The following is an 18,647-nucleotide window of genomic DNA, read 5'->3' on the forward strand; positions in this document are numbered from 1 at the left end:
TTCTTATATCACAATGTTTTACTGAGCTTAATGAGATTCCCAATATTGAGTCCTGTGCGATAGAGATTCTCCTTAGCGGTAGCTAAAACTTGGTCTAACTCTAATACTTGTCCAATGATAGGGAAAGCAGCTGAGATACCTGCTACTGGAAAATCAGGCAAGTCATCCTTCAAACTACCACAGATAGCAATGACAGGAATAGCTGACGGTGTCCGCCTAGCCACCCCGACCGGTGCTTTTCCAGACAAGGACTGGCTATCCATACGTCCCTCACCAACTATGACCAAATCAACTTCCTTCACACGTTGATCAAAATCAACGCAATCAAGTACAAAGTCAATCCCTGATTTAATTTCTGCGCCTGCAAAGGCTACTAAACCCGCTGCCATGCCTCCTCCGGCTCCTGAACCAGCCAGTTTTAAAACCTCAGGAGCAAAGTTTTCGTAGAGTTGTGTCATGTCTTGGTCAACCTTTTTAAATTGTGAAGGAGCTAGGCCTTTTTGTCCACCAAAAATATAGGTCGCTCCATGTGGACCACACAAGGGGTTATCTACGTCAGTAATCAGACGAATGGTGACACCAGACAAATCAACCTTATTTTTAGAGGATATCTTTTTAATGAGACCAAGATTAGCACCTATTGGATCAAGCTCCTGTCCCTCAGAATCATAAAAACAATAACCTAATCCATAAGCCATACCAATTCCGCCATCATTAGTAGCTGATCCGCCTACACCTATAATAAAATCACGAATACCAGATTTAACCAAGTGAACAATCAGTTCACCGACCCCCTGGGTTGTTATACAAAGAGGATTGCGTTTATCTTTAGGTATATGCTCCAAGCCACAAATCGCAGCCATTTCAAAAACGGCAGTCTGGCCATTGCTGGCAAAAAAAACACTTCCATCACTTGTATAGGCATGAGGAATCTCGATACTTTTCTTCTCAAGATTTAGATTTTCAGCAAGAGCATCTAAGGTGCCCTCGCCACCATCACCTATTGGCATGAGGTCAAACTCAGCGTCGGGCAAGGCCTTTTCAAAGCCCGATTTAAGAGCTAAGGCGACCTCTTTTGCAGACAAACTTTCCTTAAAGGAATCAGGTGCAATCAAAATTCGCATGATGTCCTCCTTCTATTTTTCTTTTAGGTAAGGGGATAAAGCCTGAACTAACTCATCTGTCATATGTCGAGGACCTCGAACAGTTTTAATACCTAAACTCTTTAGTCTATCACTATCAAAGTCAGTGTCATTAAAGGTGTATAAGGGTTTAATCCGCATCAACTCCTTAATACTCTCCTCTTCACGATAACCTTGATTAGGGATATTCGCTTCTAAAACCTGACAGAGATAACGAATGGCCTTGGTAGGTGCCGTAATATAGATTGCAACGACGTCCCCTTTTTGCATACTGGCTTTCTGGGTCCAAAGAATATCCTCACTTGACGAGAACTCTTCCCCAATATCGTAGTATTTTAGATTTACTGGAATAATCCAGTAGTGAGGCTCTGAAGGCTTCCTAAGATGCTTAGGAGCAACCAGAGAACGACTCCCTCTAAGGAGCTCAAAAATCGTTTGATCTGGAATTGTCTCATCTAAAACAAGGCTAATCCAAGTCTTCTTGGACATATGGTAACTAGGATAGATTCCATCTAAGTCTAAGAGCTTATCCATCTGCCTTGGATCGATCTTGAGGTTAACCACATCATAGACTAAATCCGCCTTTTCCCTATCAAGTCCTAGTTTCTCCCCTTTGAGAGGGAAAAATAAGGCATACCACTTATCATCAACCCGAAAGGAAAGATAGTCTGGATATTTCTCAAAAGGATGGTCAGCTTGGTCTGAAAATTCCTTAACTATAAAATTAGCCAGACGATTAGCTTGCGGGGACGAAAACAATTGGTCGTCATAACAAAAATCAGCTACTTGTGACAAGAGATCTCCATAAGCTTCTCTGACTTGACCAACGTAGGTTCCAGTTGCGTGAGGGCTTCGGAAAGTGTCATAAGACTCATCAAAATCAATATCAACAACCTGCCCTGTCAACTTACCTTCTAAATCAATGAATAGTCGAGCCTCAAGTCCTTCAGCCATTAGTGGTTTTCTGAGCTCGTAGCCTTTCTCACTAGTTATAAAACCAAAAGGCTCCAGGCTATCATGTTTTAGGACTTTCTGTTTAAAATAAGCATCCTCAAAAGTCATTCATTCTCCCTTTTTCTAAAAAAGAGAAGTTGAGACAAACTGATGTCCCAACTCCTTTTTTATTTTGTTGACTGGCGTAAAGTTAGACCATGATTAAGAATAACGTTCTTATCTTCAAGTTCTTCCTTATGCATAATTTTAGTCAACATACGCATGCTAACTGCCCCTAAATCATAGAGAGGATGGTTTATACTAGAAAGGTTTGGACGTGTGTAGCTTGTAATCGGTGAATCATTGCTTGTGATGATTTCGAAATCTTCTGGAACTGATTTGCCTGCAGCAAAGAGGCCATTTAAGAGACCTACAGCCAATTCATCTTCCCCAACATAGGCAGCAGTGGCACCAGAGTTCAAGACACGTTGTGCTAAATCAAAGCCGTCTTTATAGCTATATTTAGCTTCAAAGACAAGTCCTTCGTTGTAGCTCAAATTATTCTTTTCAAGTCCAGACTTATACCCAGCCAAACGTAGTTTGCCATTAATATCATCGATTAGTGGTCCTGATACAAAAGCAACCTTTTCATTATTTTTAGCAAGTTGCGTTACACAATCCTCAACGGCAGCTTTATAGTCGATGTTAACACTTGGTAATTGGTGTTCGAGATCAACTGTTCCTGCTAGAACAATCGGTGTACGGGTACGAGAGAATTCTGCACGGATTTTTTCTGTCAGATGGTGTCCCATAAAAATAATACCATCAACTTGTTTAGCAAATAGAGAATTAATGACTGTAACTTCATGATCGTCATTTTCATCACTGGAAGCAAGAACAATATTATACTTGTACATGGTTGCAATGTCATCAATACCTTTAGCTAGAGTAGCAAAATAGCTATTTGTAATATTTGGAATGACAACTCCTACAGTAGTTGTTTTTTTACTCGCCAAGCCACGCGCAACTGCATTTGGACGGTAATCCAAACGATCAATAACTTCGAGAACTTTTTTCCGGGTGTTTTCTTTTACGTTTTTGTTACCATTTACAACACGAGAAACAGTTGCCATCGATACTCCGGCTTCACGCGCAACATCGTAAATTGTGATTGTTTCATCAGTATTCATAAGAAACACTTCCTTTCTAAACTTAATGCACACTCTTTCATAGTAATTGTAGCAAAATTTGAAAACACTTTCAATTGTTTTGACTGATTTTTTACAAAAAAATGAAAGGGATCCTCTTTTGCTAACTAGGGTAAAGAAAGCTATTTCAAATGTTGGGCTATCATTTCGCGTTTTCATGATTATCCATCGCTTACAACCTATAAGATTTAAAAAACTCAATGAAAGCAAATGATTTAATGAAAAGCCAAAAACAGCTTGCATTTTCCCTATAAAAGTGACAGAATGAGTGTAAGAAATACAAAGGAGTTTTTTCTATGTCTAAACTTGATCGCATTCGTCATTTTTTAAATGAAAATAAATCAGGGCTAGCTATTGTTTCAGATCCTGTAACTGTCAATTATCTTACTGGTTTTGATTGTGACCCACATGAACGCCAAATGTTCCTCTTCGTCTACGAAAATCGTGAGCCTGCCCTCTTTGTTCCTGCTCTTGAGGTTGCACGTGCCTCTTCTGTTCTCGATTTCCCAGTCTTCGGTTATGTGGACTCTGAAAATCCATGGCAAAAAATCAAAGCTGGTCTAGCAAGTACAGACAGCCCTATTATTTATGCAGAGTTTGACAATCTCAATGTGACTAAGTTCCAAGGATTGCAAACGGTCTTTGAAGGTCGCTTTGAAAACTTGACACCATTCATTCAAAAAATGCGCGTTATCAAGTCAGCTGATGAAATTCAAAAAATGATTGTTGCTGGTGACTATGCTGATAAAGCTGTTAATATCGGTTTCGACAATATCTCTCTTGATATGACTGAGACAGATATCATTGCTCAAATCGAATTTGGCATGAAAAAAATCGGCATCAATCAAATGTCCTTTGAAACTATGGTTCTCACAGGCAACAATGCAGCAAACCCACATGGTATTCCAGGAACTAACCGCATTGAAAATGACAGCCTCCTCCTCTTCGACTTGGGTGTTGTTAGTCAAGGTTATGTTTCAGATATGACACGTACCGTAGCTGTTGGTCAACCTGACCAATTCAAGAAAGATATCTATAATATCTGTTTGGAAGCTCAACTCACTGCCCTTGATTTTATCAAACCAGGTGTAACTGCCAGCGAAGTCGATGCTGCAGCACGTAATGTTATTGAAAAAGCTGGTTACGGTGAATACTTCAACCACCGTCTGGGACATGGACTTGGTATGGATGTCCACGAGTTTCCTTCAATCATGGAAGGAAATGACTTGGTAATCGAAGAAGGAATGTGTTTCTCTGTTGAACCAGGTATTTACATTCCTGAAAAAGTTGGTGTTCGTATTGAGGACTGTGGTTACGTGACAAAAGATGGCTTTGAAGTCTTCACACACACACCAAAAGAATTGCTCTATTTTGATGTCTAATTAATAAATATGGGTCTTCAATTAAGTTGAAGACCTTTTTGTTTGTAGCCAAATCGAAAACACCAAAAAAGCTGACTCATCGAGAGTCAGCTTTTACTATTTTTCCTCATGCTCTTGTCTAAGATAGTCAAGTCCTTCTTCAATCCATCCTGGCATTGCTTCTGCCAAAGGTTTAAAGCCATAGTTCAAACGACTGTCAGAGAAACGATGACGATGAGGAATTTTATTTTTTTCTTCTTCAAGGGTTCTCAAAGAAAGACTGGCCTTTTGTGTAAATTCATCAAAATCAACAACTTGAACCAAGACCTCCTGGTCTACCTTTAAGGTATTGTAGATGTTGTCGATATAACCTGTCTTAATCTCTGAGATGTGAATCAAGCCTGTGGTACCATTTTCCAATGAAACAAAGGCACCGTAAGGCTTGATGCCTGTGATAACACCCCTAAGCTTGTCTCCAATTTTCATCTTAGTCTGCTACCTCAACTGTTTCAATCACAACATCTTCAAGTGGCTTATCTTGAGCTCCAACCTCAACATTAGCAATCTCATCAAGCACCTTGTAAGAGTCTTCATCTACCAATTGACCAAAGACTGTGTGACGACGGTCTAGGTGAGGTGTTCCACCATTTTCAGCATAAGCTTCTGCGATTGGTGCTGGCCAACCACCACGTTCGAGTTCCTTTTTAGCATAAGGAATCTCAGGTGTTTGAACGATGAAGAACTGGCTACCATTAGTATCTGGTCCAGCATTTGCCATTGAAAGTGCACCACGGAGGTTATAGAGTTCTTCAGAAAACTCGTCCTGGAAGCTACCACCGAAGCTTGATTCACCACCCATACCAGTACCAGTTGGGTCACCACCTTGAATCATAAAGTCCTTGATAATTCTGTGGAAAATCACACCATCATAGTAGCCACTCTTGGCCAAATTGACAAAGTTTGTAACTGTTAATGGTGCATGATCAGGGAAGAGTTTGATGACCAAATTACCATGATTTGTTTTAATTGTTGCGACTGGACCTTCTACTGTATCCAAGTCAAGTTGTGGAAAATGAAGTTCTTTTTCTACCAATCCGAGTTCCTCCAAAGCATTAAAAATGCCATCTTCTTCTATTGTTCCTGTAACGTAATCTGCTTTTTCTTTCAATTCTGGTGTGGCATTACCCATGGCAATCTTAAGTCCAACATAATCAAAGATTTCCATATCGTTTGGACCATCCCCAAACATCATGGCATTGACTGGTTTAAGATTTTCATGCTCTAAGACATGCTCGACACCAGAGGCCTTTGAGATACCATTTGCTACGACATCAGACGAGTGTTCATGCCAGGGTACCATACGAACATGGGATGCGAGTTCTTCTGGTAACTCAAGCTCAGCATCATTTTCCGCAAAAGTCCACATATGGTAAACATCATTCGACAAGTGAAAGTCTGGCTCCACATCACAAAGACCATAGACTGGTTTCATAGCATTATCAATCAAATCTGAACGCTCTGAAACAACTGGCTTGTCCTTACCAGCGAAGCCCCAAGCATTCCCAATCTCTTTGCACCAAGCAACAAAAGCTTCTGTAACCTCACGAGCTAGGGGCTGGTTATAAATTTCTTCCCCTTTTCGGTTAATCACATAAGTTCCATTGATGGTTACAAAATAATCGGGCTCTAGGTCTCGAATATCCTCAACGACACCATAGTAGCCACGTCCTGTGGCAATCCCCGTCAAAATTCCTTTTTCTTTAAGCCCTTTGAAAACAGCCTTGATAGATTCAGGAATGTAACCTGTCTTTTTGACACGAAGGGTGTCATCAATATCAAAGAAAACAATCTTAGTCTTCTTGGCCTTGTATTTTGTTTTTGCATCTACTGGCATCGCTAATCTCCTTTACAGTATCAAAATCTAGCGCTAGGTACTATTCAAGAAGCAGCCCTAACAAAAGATCATGCGGTGTTTCCATTATATCATTTCTTAAAGCTAAAAAGCAAAAAATCATCTAAGACCAGGTCAGTCTTAGATGATAAGCGGTTTAACGGTTAACACTCTTGATAATACGATTAATATCACGCTCTTGTTCACGACGCTTGATAGACTCACGTTTATCGTAATCGTGTTTCCCTTTGGCGATGCCGAGCAATACCTTGGCAAAACCGTTTTTTAGGTATACCTTAAGAGGAACCAAGGTCATCCCTGTACCCTTAAGGTCATTTTGAAGTTTGGTGATTTGCTTTTTCTTAAGCAATAATTTTCTCGTACGGTCTGGATCCTGATTCCAAATATTTCCCTGCTCAAAAGGAGCAATATGAACATTGATTAACCAGGCCTCACCATTCTTGATTTGAGCATAGCCATCTTTTAGTTGGACGCGGGCCGCACGAACGGATTTGATCTCTGTCCCTGTCAGCACGATGCCTGCTTCAATAGTATCTACAATACTATAGTCATGTCTCGCCTTTTTATTCTGAGCAACAACATTGCCTTCACCTTTTGGCATAGCAGTCCCTCCATTCTCATCCTATTTTCGTTTTTTAACAACGTCCTTGTAGAAAGGTTTGTTCCCTTTTTTCTTACGACGGCCACTCTCACGTCCTTTGTTATCATTATGAGGACGGTTTTGATTTTTACGCTTGTCGGGTTTCTTAGATGACTTACGTTTTTCGTCATAAGAACCTTTACGACCATTATCGTCTTGACGGTTACGGTTATCCCCACGTTTACCACGACCTTCGAAGTCACCGTTTTGACGATCACGGCGTGGTCCTCTATTACGGAAGGCTTTCGCCTTTTCTTCACGTTCCTGACGAGCCTTGTGGTCTACTTTTTCAGTGACATCATACTCGCTTGGAAGGTATTGGAAGTCAATGTCTCCGGTTTCCTTATCAGCACGTGTTAATTTGACACGGATAGGCTGACCAACTCGGAAAGTCTTACCAGTTTTCTCACCCTGAAGGGTCATGGTGCGTTCATTGTAATTGTAAAATTCTGGAAGGGTCGTGATGTGAACCAAACCCTCGATGGTGTTTGGCAATTCCACAAACATACCGAATTTAACCACACTTCCGACAATACCATCGAATTCTTGACCAACAAACTCTTCCATGTATTCTGCTTTTTTCATGGCTTCAACGACACGTTCGGCATCAATGGCACGACGTTCAAAAGTTGAAGATGATGTCGCTAACTCAGGAATAACCTCTTCAAAATGTTCACGCGTTTCTTGAGACATATTGTTGGTGTACTCACGAATCATTCGGTGAACCAAAAGGTCTGGGTAACGACGGATTGGACTAGTAAAGTGGGTATAGTACTGAGCCGCAAGTCCATAGTGTCCGTGATTGTGTTCTGAATATCGGGCTTGTTGCATCGAACGAAGCAACATCATATTCATAACTTCTGCTCCAGGTTTACCCTGAACTCGCGCCATGAAATCTTGCAAGTCTAGCTGATCCATCTTATTAGCTGTTCCTTTGATTTGAACACCAAAGATAGAAGCATAATCCATAAAGCGTTGCAATTTCTCCGCTTTAGGTTCTTCGTGAATACGGTAAATAAATGGCAACTTAGCCTTAGCGAAATGCTCTGCCACACATTCATTGGCAGCCAACATAAAGGACTCAATCATTCGCTCAGCCGTCCCACGTTCACGCACCACAATATCAACTGGCATCCCCTTATCATTAACCAAGATACGAGCTTCAGATGTATCAAAGTTAAGAGCACCACGACGTTCACGCATGTCTTCTAAAATCTTATGAAGTTCTGCCATAGCTGACACAGAATCCATGATAGGCTTGAACTGTTCAATCTTTTCTGGATTTCCAGCCAACATTTCATTGATATCACTATAGGTCATACGGAAGGTTGTCTTAATTACAGATTGGCAAATCTTATGATTGACCACCTTGCCTTTTGGAGTAATCTCCATAATAGCTGACTGCGTCAAGCGGTCAACATTGGGATTTAGTGAACAAATACCATTCGAAAGACGCTCAGGCAACATTGGTACCACACGGTCTGTCACATAAACAGAAGTCCCACGTGCTACTGCCTCACGGTTAAGAGCAGAACCTTCTGTAACATAGTAGGACACATCGGCAATATGAACACCAAGCTCAAAGTTACCATTTGGCAAACGTTTGATATGAGCCGCATCGTCCAAGTCCTTGGCATCGGCTCCGTCAATAGTGAAGGTCACCTCTTGACGAAGGTCAACACGACCAATTAGGTCTTCTTGACTAGGTGCATCCGGCACAGCCTCTGCTTCAGCCATAACATCTTCTGGAAACTCCGAAACAATATCCATTGATTCCAAAACTTCCAAGACATCAATACCAGCATCTCCTTGATGACCAATAATATCTCGAACACTTCCTACAAAATAATCGTAATGGCGGTTAGGGTATTTTTCAATATCAACCTTAATAATCTCATTTCCCTCAAGAGCAACTGGTTCTTTCTTGATGTAGATTGGTTGCTGAATTTTTTGATTCTTAGACTTGATGTAACCTGCATAAGGTTCTTTCTCATCATTGAGGATAAATTTCCCGACAACCGTTTTAAGAGATCGTTCGACAATTTCAACAACTCTTGCTTCTGCCGCTGTCCCACGCAAACGGTCTGCTGGCTTCTTGATAACAACGGCAACAGTATCACCATCAATGGCATGGCCAACGTCATTACGACCGATGAACATGTCATCTTCACTGTCATCGACATGCAAGAAACCAAAACCGTTCTTATTGGCACGGAAGACACCTTCAACAGTCACCTGATTAGGATTTTCTTTCTTAGGACGCAAGGATACAGAGCCATCTCGGTTAAAACGCAACTGTCTCTTACTTTCCATGGCTGATATGGCCTTGATGAGCTGAGGAAACTTTTCTCCCCCAGCATGATTAAGAGCCTGGGCAATGTCGTTTACACTGGATTTCCCATGCTCCTTCAAATAATTTATAATAGATTCTTTCATGATTTCCTTTTCTTTTATTTATTGACTATAACGCAAAAAATGAGCCAACCTCAGTCAGCTCATTACTTACTTGAGAGAATGGAAAGGACGATTGCATCTACAATCCATAGAAAAACCATGATTCCTGTAAAGCGTTGCATAAAGGCTTCAAAACCACGTGGTTTACTACGTTCAAATAGTGCTTCTGACCCACCACCATCAAAGACATTGCTACTTGGATTTTTTTGTGGTTGCATGAATACCGCAATCACAATAATAGCTGACATCACCAAGAGCAGCGTTAATAATAAGTCGTACATAGTTATTCCTCCGAAAAAGTCCTTTTTATTCTACCATAGAACCCTTTAAGATTCAACATGTAAGGTTACTTTTCTATCCTTGGGGCAGAATTTGAGTACCTGAATTTTCTCAGGATGATTCTGTTTATTTTTACTTGTGAGATAGTTGATGCTCCCACATTCACTACACTTTAAATTGATTTTAACTCTCACCTATATTCTTAACTCCTAGCGATTTTCTAAAGATGATTAAGGACCAGACAAAATTTCCAAAGACAATCATTGCGGTCACAAAGAAGACCCAGCGATAACCTAGTCCAGTCGCAACTGCTGAACCAACAAAAGGACCTAAAACTTGTCCAATGTATGAAAAGCTTTGATTAAAGCTAAATATTCTTGAGATTCCTTCCTTGGGTGTCATCTTGGTCAATAAAGAATTGACACTAGGCATAAGGGCACCTATACCAAAGCCATAGGCAAAGCGTAAGATCCCCAGTTGCAAGGCTGAACCGGCAAAACCACAAAGGAAATACAAGAGGAAGCTATAGAATAAGCCCATCAAGAGCAAACGATGATTGCCAATACGGTCTCCCAATTTTCCCAGAAAAGGGGTACTCAAGAGACTAGAGAAGCCCATAGCAGAAACAATTAAACCTGAGTAAAAAAGGATATTGTCCCTCTGACCTAAATAACGAATATAAAGGGCCAACATAGGCGCTATCGATTGGGCAGAAATCTGGATAATCATACTAGTCACAAAGAGGCCGATTAAAAGCGATTTGCTGGGAATTTTAGCAAATACTTGCGAAAGGGTCATCATCTCTCCCTTTTCAATCGGTTGAAAGTCCTCTCGCAAACCAAAGATAGTCAAAAGACAACAGATAAACAAAATCACCCCAACTAATAAAAAGGTGCACCTCATACCAAACGCCTCAGACAAGGTCCCACCTAACAAAGGGCCAATCAGGACACCTGCTGTTAGACCCGTAGATAAGGTCCCCAGAGCATAGCCAGAACGTTGCTGAGGAGCCTGACTAGCAATCAAAGCTGTTGCATTTGGGACATAGCCCGCAAACAATCCATTCAAGATTCTTAAGAAAAGCATCCAGAAGACATTAGGCACAAAGGCTAAACCTCCCATTGTAAAGGTCATGACCATACTGGCTCTAATCATCATGGGCTTTCGACCATAACGGTCCGCCAAGCGTCCCCAAACTGGTGAAACCAAGGCTGAAGCTAGGGCAGACAGGGCAACAGATAAACCAGCATACCATTCTACCATAGCGCCTTTAATCCCTAATTCTTCTACATAGAGAGCCATGAAGGGCATAACAATAGAAAAACTAGCCCCAGTAAAAAAAGTTCCTATCCAAGCAATTTTAAGATTTCGTTGCCAATCAGCGGTTTTAAGCTCTTTTTGGCGCAAATAATCATCTTCTTTCTAAAATTCACTATCCATTATAACACAATGACTAACTATACGAGGTTAGCTAAATCTTTTATGGCACTCTTCACCTTCTTCTTCAAATCATCGATGCTCCCGTTGTTGTCAATAACTAAACTAGCATAGGGCAGTTTTTCAGCTAAAGGCATTTGACTAGCAATACGCATGCCTGCTTCCTCAGCACTTAAGTGATTCCTTTTCATCAAGCGTTGGCGCTGGACCTCAGGTGACACCGCCACCAACCAAATCTGATCAAACCAATCCTGATAATCATTTTCAATCAGTAAGGGAATATCCATAAAAAAGACGTCCTCTTCCTTGGCCAAGCAATCTCTTTTGACTGCCAACTCTTCTCGGATAATTTTTCCCTGAATTTCAGCAGATTGATGCCGCATCTCTTCACTTGAAAAGATTAATTTCCCTAACTTAGGACGATTCAATTCTCCATTAGGAAGGAGGATCCCCTCTCCCAACCAATCAAGTAAGGCACGGTACAGACGGCCCCCTTTGGCCTGCATATCGTGCACCAGTTGATCGGCATCAATGACCTTGTAACCTACCTCTTTAATCATTTCAACAACGGTTGATTTTCCTGAAGCAATGCCTCCTGTTAATCCTATAATCATCGTTTTTGACAATGAGGACACAAATGCGTTCCTCTTCCTCCTAACCTGATTTTCTCAATCGTGCTTGCACAACGTGGACAAGGTTGCCCTGTCTTTCCGTAAACCCGCAAATAATCCTGCATGGTCCCGTCTTCACCGAGGGCATTACGATAGGTCCTTATAGTGGAACCACCTTTTTCAATCCCCAACTGTAATATGGCAATCGTTTGATCGTGAACTCGTTTCATGGCTGCCTTACTGAGTTCCCTTGCTGGCGTCTCTGGATGAACCTTGGCTGCCCAAAGCACCTCATCAACGTAGATATTTCCTAGACCGGCCACTAATTTCTGCTCCAAGAGTAAGGGCTTAATAGGCTTGGCAGAATGCATTAAGGCTCTCTCAAAGGGTGCATATTTAAAGGTCTTCTTGGTAGGCTCAGGGCCAAGTTTTTTCCGTATAAAATAGACCTCTTCCTGTTTCCTATCCAATAAATCAAAAGTCCCAAACTTGCGAACATCCTGATAGACAAGTGTAGAGCCATCATCTAACTTAAAAAATAAGTGAAAGTGTTTGTTGGTAGGAACCTGGTCTGTGAACAGCAGGTATTTCCCCTCCATACGCAAGTGGGAAATCATAATCAATTGTCCAAAGTCAAAAATCAAGTACTTACCTCTACGTCGCATGACTTGAATCATCTGGCCAGGCAAATCATGCAAAAAGCTATCGTATGATGTCTTGATCATTTTCGGGATCTTAACTTCAAGTGACAAAATAGTCCGTCCTACTACCAATCTTTCTAACCCTCGTCTAACAGTTTCTACCTCAGGTAACTCAGGCATCTGCCCCTCCTTCTAGCAAGAAAGCCGAGCAAATGCCCAGCTTTTCTTAGTATTCTTTTTCATTATAACCAAAATCGGCCAAATCAAGTTTTTTATCTCGCCAATTTTTCTTAACCTTCACCCAAGTTTCAAGGAAGACCTTGTCCCCAAGCATGAGCTCAATATCTTTACGAGCAAGGGTACCAATTTTCTTGAGCATAGCACCCTTTTTACCGATGACAATACCTTTTTGGCTATCACGCTCAACCATGATAGTCGCACGAATGTGAACCTTATCAGTCTCTTCATCACGTTTCATAGAATCAATGACAACAGCAACTGAGTGCGGAATTTCTTCACGCGTCAACTGTAGGACTTTTTCTCGAATCATCTCAGAGACCAAGAAACGCTCTGGATGGTCTGTGATTTGATCCGATGGGAAATACTGGAAACCTTCCTCAAGATTATCACTCAAAACATCTACAAGGTGGGAAACATTATTTCCTTGAAGAGCTGAAATTGGAATAATCTCCTTGAAATCCATTTGTTTACGGAAATCATCAATCTGCTCAAGGAGCTGGTCTGGATGGACCTTATCAATCTTATTAACCACCAATATAACCGGAACCTTGGCTTGCTTAAGGCGTTCGATAATCATATCATCACCCTTACCACGAGGCTCATCGGCTGGAACCATGAAGAGGACCGTATCCACTTCACGAAGGGTTGAATAAGCAGACTCCACCATGAAATCTCCAAGTGCTGTCTTGGGCTTGTGAATACCCGGTGTATCGATAAAAACAATCTGTTCTTTTTCTGTTGTGTAAATCCCCATAATTTTGTTACGGGTTGTTTGAGCCTTATCACTCATGATAGCAATTTTTTGCCCCATAACATGGTTTAAAAAAGTTGATTTTCCTACATTAGGTCGACCAAGAATGGCCACAAATCCTGATTTAAATGTCATATATCTTCTTTCTATTTTTTAGTTAAAAATCAAATTCCAAATCTTAGGTATGAAAACAATCATACCAGTAATGAGTGCGTAACAAGAGACAACCAAGACCGCTCCTGCAGCCATATCCTTAGCATTTTTAGCTAGCATCGAAAAGTGATAATTACTGGCCAAATCAACAACATTTTCAATGGCAGAATTAACAATCTCTAGGGCAATTACTAGAAAAACTGCCTGCAGAAGAAAGAGCCATTCTGTCGCAGACACACGAAAAACCAAGCCAGCCAATACCACTAAGATAGCTGATACCAAATGTTTACGCATGTTGCGTTCTTCTTTAATGGCCGTTATTATCCCTGTCAGAGCAAACTCAAAACTGGCCGTAAATTCTCTGTTTTTCCACTTTTTTTGTGGGTTATTGTCGCGTAAGTCCATAAGCAGTCAAAATTTCTTCCTGTAATCCAAACATTTCCGCTTCTTCTTCTGGGGTGTAGTGATCATACCCGTTGATATGAAGAAATCCGTGAACAGCCAGAAAGCCCATCTCACGCTCGTAGCTATGTCCATATTCCTCAGCTTGTTCGCGAGCCTTATCAATAGAAATAAAGAGTTCGCCGATATAACTATCAAACTCCCCCATCATTTCAGCCAATTCGGGATTTTCAGCCAAATCTTCTTCATCAAAGGTAATATCTAGCTCCGGCTTATACTCCAAACTAATAACATCAGTTGGACGATCCGTATCACGATACTCCAAATTCAATTCGTGACTACGTTCGTTAGTTACAAAAGTAACCGCCATTTCCTTGTCTTCCTTGCCAAGTTTTTGCGCTGCAAAATCAAGTAATTCCAAGGTTTGTTTTTTATTTTTTCTGAGACTTGTCCAGTCTCATCAATCATTTCAACGTACATAGCATGCTTTTTCGGAACAGTTTAGCCTACTTAAAGGACAGAGCCGTTCCCTTCCTTTCCCTAACAAATTAGCTTTTTATTACGAATACTAAAATGCATTCAATACTTTCATCGAGTGATTTCAGTACAATATCAATCAATTCATTATATCACAAGGGCACAGAAAAAGCAGACTTGAACCTAATTGTCTGCTTTTTGTATAGTAGCTATGAGAATCGCTTACTAATCGATATGATCTCTAAGGCGTTGAATATGAATGGTCAAATAAACCTGTTCGTCTAAACTAAGTTCAAAAGCATAACTTGACTTGATATAGGTGACAATCTTTTGGATACAAATAAAAGATTCTGGGTAGTTAACCTTGACTTGTTCATATAGAAAAGCATCGTTTTTACCACCACTAACCCCACTCACAATACGTTGCACTAAGTACCGAATATGAGTAATAAAACGGTTATAAGAAAAACTATCTTGCTCCAAGTCACAAGCAAAATCAAGACGGACAATATCACTAATGCCAACCACAATTTGAGTCATCTGTCGGTCTTTTTCATGGAGATCCGTATCCTTTTATGCATTGACAAAGTGCAAAGCGACAGAAGCTGGCTCATCATCTGCCAATTCAACCTCTAAATCATTGGCAATCAAACGAAGAGCTTGTTTTCCAATTTCATACTCCCAAGGGGAAAATTTTCGAATTTCCCAGGCCAAAGGATTTTGCAGGGATATGCCTTCTCTACTGCGTTCAATAGCATAATGAAGGTGGTCTGCAAGAGCGATAAAAAAAGAGGGTTCAAACTTGGTTTGCAGGACAGCTTCAGCAAAAGTAATGATATTCAAAAAAACCTGCATTTCACCATCAGACAAATCTACATACACACGAGTCCATTCGGCCTCTATCTCCGGATTTTCCAAGACAAAAGTCTTTTCAACCTTCTCTTTATCAACCGCCTCTCCGACCTTCTTTTGAAAGCCTAGTCCCTTCCCCATAACAATGTATTCCACATCATTATCCATGGCTTGGACAACATTGTTATTTAAAATTTTTTCAATTTGCATCATGATTCCTCATCATTTAAGCCTTTCTTTTGTTTTACCAAATTTTTAATGAGAAACCTAATGACAATAAACAAAAAGTGCTGGCTATACCAACACTTTTTTCTACAGTTCTGTTCGATTTTCGATAGCCCTTAGCAAGGTTACTTCATCAGCGTACTCAATGTCAGAACCAACAGCCAACCCACGCGCTAGGCGGGTCACCTTGATACCTGCAGGTTTGAGGACACGTGAAATATACATAGAGGTTGCCTCACCATCGGCTGTTGCATTAGTTGCGATGATGACCTCGTCAACCTCGCTGTCCATAAGACGGGTAATCAAACTCTTTAAATTAATATCATCTGGTCCGACACCATTCATAGGGGAGATAAGCCCTTGAAGCACATGGTAGAGACCTCGGTATTCCTGAATCTTTTCCATAGCAGAAACATCTTTGGAGTCCTCAACAACTAAAATCTTAGTACGGTCTCTAGTTTCATCCATACAAATATTACATGGGTCATCATCTGTTAAGCGACCACAAACCGAACAATAAGTCAATTCACGTTTTGCTGCTAAAAGATTTTTTGCAAAATCATTGACATCTTCATCAGACATGTTAATAGTATAGAAAGCCAGACGTGTCGCCGTCTTAGCCCCAATTCCTGGAAGTTTTGAAAAACTATCAATCAGTTTAGCAATTGGAGTAGGGTAAAGCATGAAGGCCTCCATTTCTTTTATCTTTCTCAATTCATATCTTAAAGAACAAATACTCAAACACTATATCACAGAAAAATCTCTCATGCAAGGCACAAGAGATTTTACATTATTAGTGAGTATTTTGATAAAGTTCCATGATAGCTTTAACGGCATTTTGATGGGCCTTACTCTTCCAGTCTAAAGCATGTGGGTACATAATCCCAACCGCCAACTTAGTACCATCTTTGGCTGTCGCATAGGCAACAGCATTAAGGTTAACTGTCGTTACTGAATTTCCTGAACCATCTGTTGCATAAGTTTCGGCTGTCCCTGTTTTACCACTAATTGGAATAATAGAACTTGCCATGGCTTTACCGGTTGCAAGACTAGAACCTGAATTGACAACGTCATTAAACCCTTGTTGGATAATCCCTAATTGCTCAGAATCTAAGGATAAGTTGTTAAGGACACGTGTGTCTACCGTTGAAGCTAGAGTTCCTAGGCTACCATTTTCACCAGCATCATAGATACCTCCAACGATGTGAGGCGCTACACGTTTTCCACCATTTGCGATTGAGGCAACATACTGAGCCAACTGGATAGTTGTATAAGAGTCATATTGTCCAAAAGCCTCTGTCAAGACATTGGCTACATTATAATTCTTGGAAATGTAACCTTCTGATTCTCCTGGTAAATCAAGTCCCGTAGACACACCCATACCAAATTCAGCATAGGTATCACGAAGCGTCGTCATCGCCTTTTCCATATTATCAGTCGACAGGGACATCCCTGGAACATACTGTTGCCCAAGAAGTTTGATAGCAATCTGTACCATATAGGTATTTGAGGAATATTCTAAGGCCTGAGTTGCGGTAATGGCACGACTACCTTGCTCTGTAAACCAAGAGGTAATTGAGGGCGAACCAGCAATATTAATAGGTTGGTCAGTTAATACCTGGTCCCCATAGATAGCACCCGAGCGCCAACCTGCGGTTAAAGTAGCTCCCTTAACTACAGAACCTGGAATAAAGACATCGGTGATTGTCCCTAAGGCATCAGCCTTAAAATCCTGTGCCCCTTGCTCATGTTTTTGTCCTGCCATAGCAAGGACAGCACCAGTCTCCGCATTCATAACTACTGCGTACATACCTTCAGAATAAGTCGCTTTATTCTCTGAAATCTCTGAAGAAAGTTGTTGACCAAGGATATCTTCAACTCCCTTTTGGAAATCAAGGTCGATGGTCAACTGCAGGTTGTTTCCCTTGCTACCTTTCTGAGTGATTTTATCACTATCAACCTTACCTTCCTTGTCCACAGTAATCTCACGAACAGTGTGTTTTCCTTGGAGCTTCTCCTCGTACTCTTTTTCCAAATAAGAGGTACCTACACGGTCATTTAGGGCATATCCTTTTTTAAGATAATCCTTAGCATCCTCCTGAGGCAGTCCTGCTTCTGAACTTGAAACCCTACCGATAAGAGGGGACAAGGCCGAATCAGACGTGTGACGTTCCCAATCCTTAGCAACTGTAACTCCGTTAAGTTCCTTCTGCTTGGCTGCCACAATCGCAATCTGATCAGGGGTCAAGTCCGCCGTCTTCAGTGTGACTGTTGAGAAATTAGAAACAGCATTCATCTGTGAGTAAATGTAGACAATCTTAAGCTCGTCCTCAGTGTAATCCACTGCTTCATCAGGAACGGCATCAACAGCATTGTTGTAAATAGTAGCTTCAGCTAATTTATTACCAAACTTATCTGTTTTCTTGTCCTTTGGAAGATCATTAACCACACGTTTGTAGGTGGCAGAATCAGCTAAATAAAAGTCACGTTTCTGGCGATCGGTCACCTTGGTCTCTGTCAGAGTCACCATGGTCGCCAACTTTTCAGCGACCTTCTTCATCGTATCTGATGACACCAAATTGCTACGTGTAAAGGTGATAACGTCCTTACTCTGATTGGTCGTAAGAGCAACCCCCTTGGCATCAAAGATTTGCCCACGTTCGCTTGCAATCCTAACCGTATACTTGGAGTTATCCTCTAATTTTTTAGTATAAAACGATTTGTTATAAACCTGCATATAGGTCAAACGCGCAAAAAGTAACAAAAAAAGAACAAAGACGACACCAAAAAGCAAGTAAACACGACGCGAGATGTTTACTGGCTTTCTAGGTTTGTTCGCTCGTTTTTCTTTTCGCTTCTGACGCCATATTTTCCATTTTTGACTATTTTTTTCCCAAAATGATGTCACTTTGTTTCCTCTATGTTCTTA

The 18,647-nt window shown here is 40.9% G+C and carries 17 protein-coding genes and 2 pseudogenes; 1 reads left to right on the plus strand and 18 read right to left on the minus strand.

Features of this window, described 5'->3' with window-relative positions:
• Positions 1-8: 8 nt before the first annotated feature.
• From HMPREF9425_RS06190 to ccpA, 3 genes are read right to left on the minus strand one after another with little or no spacing between them, the layout of a single operon-like run.
• Complete coding sequence (locus HMPREF9425_RS06190) at positions 9-1,124, minus strand: glycerate kinase (RefSeq protein ID WP_003097559.1); 1,116 nt, start codon at positions 1,122-1,124, stop codon at positions 9-11.
• A gap of 12 nt (positions 1,125-1,136) precedes the next feature.
• Positions 1,137-2,204: an MmcQ/YjbR family DNA-binding protein gene (locus HMPREF9425_RS06195; RefSeq protein ID WP_003097560.1), complete on the minus strand. Its 1,068-nt coding sequence runs from the start codon at positions 2,202-2,204 to the stop codon at positions 1,137-1,139.
• Positions 2,205-2,263: 59 nt separating this feature from the next.
• Positions 2,264-3,265, minus strand: coding sequence for a catabolite control protein A (gene ccpA / locus HMPREF9425_RS06200; protein WP_037621533.1), 1,002 nt, complete (start codon positions 3,263-3,265; stop codon positions 2,264-2,266).
• A gap of 314 nt (positions 3,266-3,579) precedes the next feature.
• On the opposite strand from ccpA, the gene HMPREF9425_RS06205 reads away from it, so the two are divergent.
• The gene (locus HMPREF9425_RS06205; RefSeq protein ID WP_003097563.1) at positions 3,580-4,665 is read left to right on the plus strand and encodes a M24 family metallopeptidase; all 1,086 of its coding nucleotides are present in this window, start codon (positions 3,580-3,582) and stop codon (positions 4,663-4,665) included.
• Positions 4,666-4,761: 96 nt separating this feature from the next.
• On the opposite strand, the gene HMPREF9425_RS06210 is transcribed toward HMPREF9425_RS06205, so the two are convergent.
• From HMPREF9425_RS06210 to pbp2b, 15 genes and pseudogenes are all read right to left on the minus strand, one after another.
• Positions 4,762-5,130, minus strand: a complete 369-nt coding sequence (locus tag HMPREF9425_RS06210; RefSeq protein WP_002886108.1) for a S1 RNA-binding domain-containing protein — start codon at positions 5,128-5,130, stop codon at positions 4,762-4,764.
• Position 5,131: 1 nt separating this feature from the next.
• Entirely contained in the window at positions 5,132-6,538 is a 1,407-nt protein-coding gene (locus HMPREF9425_RS06215; RefSeq protein WP_003097565.1) for a Cof-type HAD-IIB family hydrolase, read from the minus strand.
• A 154-nt stretch (positions 6,539-6,692) separates the two neighbouring features.
• Positions 6,693-7,157: an SsrA-binding protein SmpB gene (gene smpB, locus HMPREF9425_RS06220; protein WP_003097567.1), complete on the minus strand. Its 465-nt coding sequence runs from the start codon at positions 7,155-7,157 to the stop codon at positions 6,693-6,695.
• A gap of 21 nt (positions 7,158-7,178) precedes the next feature.
• Positions 7,179-9,632 (minus strand): ribonuclease R, encoded by a 2,454-nt coding sequence (gene rnr / locus HMPREF9425_RS06225; protein ID WP_003097569.1) that lies wholly within the window; start codon positions 9,630-9,632, stop codon positions 7,179-7,181.
• 62 nt (positions 9,633-9,694) lie between these two features.
• Positions 9,695-9,931: a preprotein translocase subunit SecG gene (gene secG, locus HMPREF9425_RS06230; protein ID WP_002886135.1), complete on the minus strand. Its 237-nt coding sequence runs from the start codon at positions 9,929-9,931 to the stop codon at positions 9,695-9,697.
• A 45-nt stretch (positions 9,932-9,976) separates the two neighbouring features.
• The gene (rpmG, locus tag HMPREF9425_RS09490; RefSeq protein WP_081448739.1) at positions 9,977-10,123 is read right to left on the minus strand and encodes a 50S ribosomal protein L33; all 147 of its coding nucleotides are present in this window, start codon (positions 10,121-10,123) and stop codon (positions 9,977-9,979) included.
• A complete protein-coding gene (locus HMPREF9425_RS06235) occupies positions 10,113-11,336 on the minus strand; it encodes a multidrug efflux MFS transporter (RefSeq protein WP_003094603.1) in 1,224 nt (407 codons plus the stop codon). The genes rpmG and HMPREF9425_RS06235 overlap by 11 nt, the downstream gene beginning before the upstream one ends.
• A gap of 50 nt (positions 11,337-11,386) precedes the next feature.
• Positions 11,387-11,980, minus strand: a complete 594-nt coding sequence (coaE, locus tag HMPREF9425_RS06240) for a dephospho-CoA kinase (protein ID WP_037621535.1) — start codon at positions 11,978-11,980, stop codon at positions 11,387-11,389.
• Positions 11,977-12,798 carry a DNA-formamidopyrimidine glycosylase gene (gene mutM / locus HMPREF9425_RS06245; RefSeq protein WP_003097574.1) on the minus strand — a complete coding sequence of 274 codons (822 nt, stop codon included), beginning with the start codon at positions 12,796-12,798 and terminating at the stop codon, positions 11,977-11,979. Before mutM ends, coaE begins: the two co-directional genes overlap by 4 nt.
• 46 nt (positions 12,799-12,844) lie before the next feature.
• Positions 12,845-13,744: a GTPase Era gene (gene era, locus HMPREF9425_RS06250; protein WP_003093183.1), complete on the minus strand. Its 900-nt coding sequence runs from the start codon at positions 13,742-13,744 to the stop codon at positions 12,845-12,847.
• An 18-nt stretch (positions 13,745-13,762) separates the two neighbouring features.
• Positions 13,763-14,167, minus strand: a complete 405-nt coding sequence (locus HMPREF9425_RS10385; protein WP_003093800.1) for a diacylglycerol kinase family protein — start codon at positions 14,165-14,167, stop codon at positions 13,763-13,765.
• Positions 14,148-14,644 (minus strand): annotated as a pseudogene (ybeY, locus tag HMPREF9425_RS06260) (rRNA maturation RNase YbeY). Before ybeY ends, HMPREF9425_RS10385 begins: the two are co-directional and overlap by 20 nt.
• Before the next feature lie 222 nt (positions 14,645-14,866).
• A pseudogene (gene licT / locus HMPREF9425_RS06265) lies at positions 14,867-15,703 on the minus strand (BglG family transcription antiterminator LicT).
• Between the two features lie 102 nt (positions 15,704-15,805).
• Positions 15,806-16,402 (minus strand): recombination mediator RecR, encoded by a 597-nt coding sequence (gene recR, locus HMPREF9425_RS06270; RefSeq protein ID WP_003094128.1) that lies wholly within the window; start codon positions 16,400-16,402, stop codon positions 15,806-15,808.
• Positions 16,403-16,511: 109 nt separating this feature from the next.
• A complete protein-coding gene (gene pbp2b / locus HMPREF9425_RS06275) occupies positions 16,512-18,626 on the minus strand; it encodes a penicillin-binding protein PBP2B (protein ID WP_003097581.1) in 2,115 nt (704 codons plus the stop codon).
• Positions 18,627-18,647 lie beyond the last annotated feature (21 nt).

Source organism: Streptococcus vestibularis ATCC 49124 (assembly GCF_000188295.1).
Classification (GTDB): domain Bacteria; phylum Bacillota; class Bacilli; order Lactobacillales; family Streptococcaceae; genus Streptococcus; species Streptococcus vestibularis.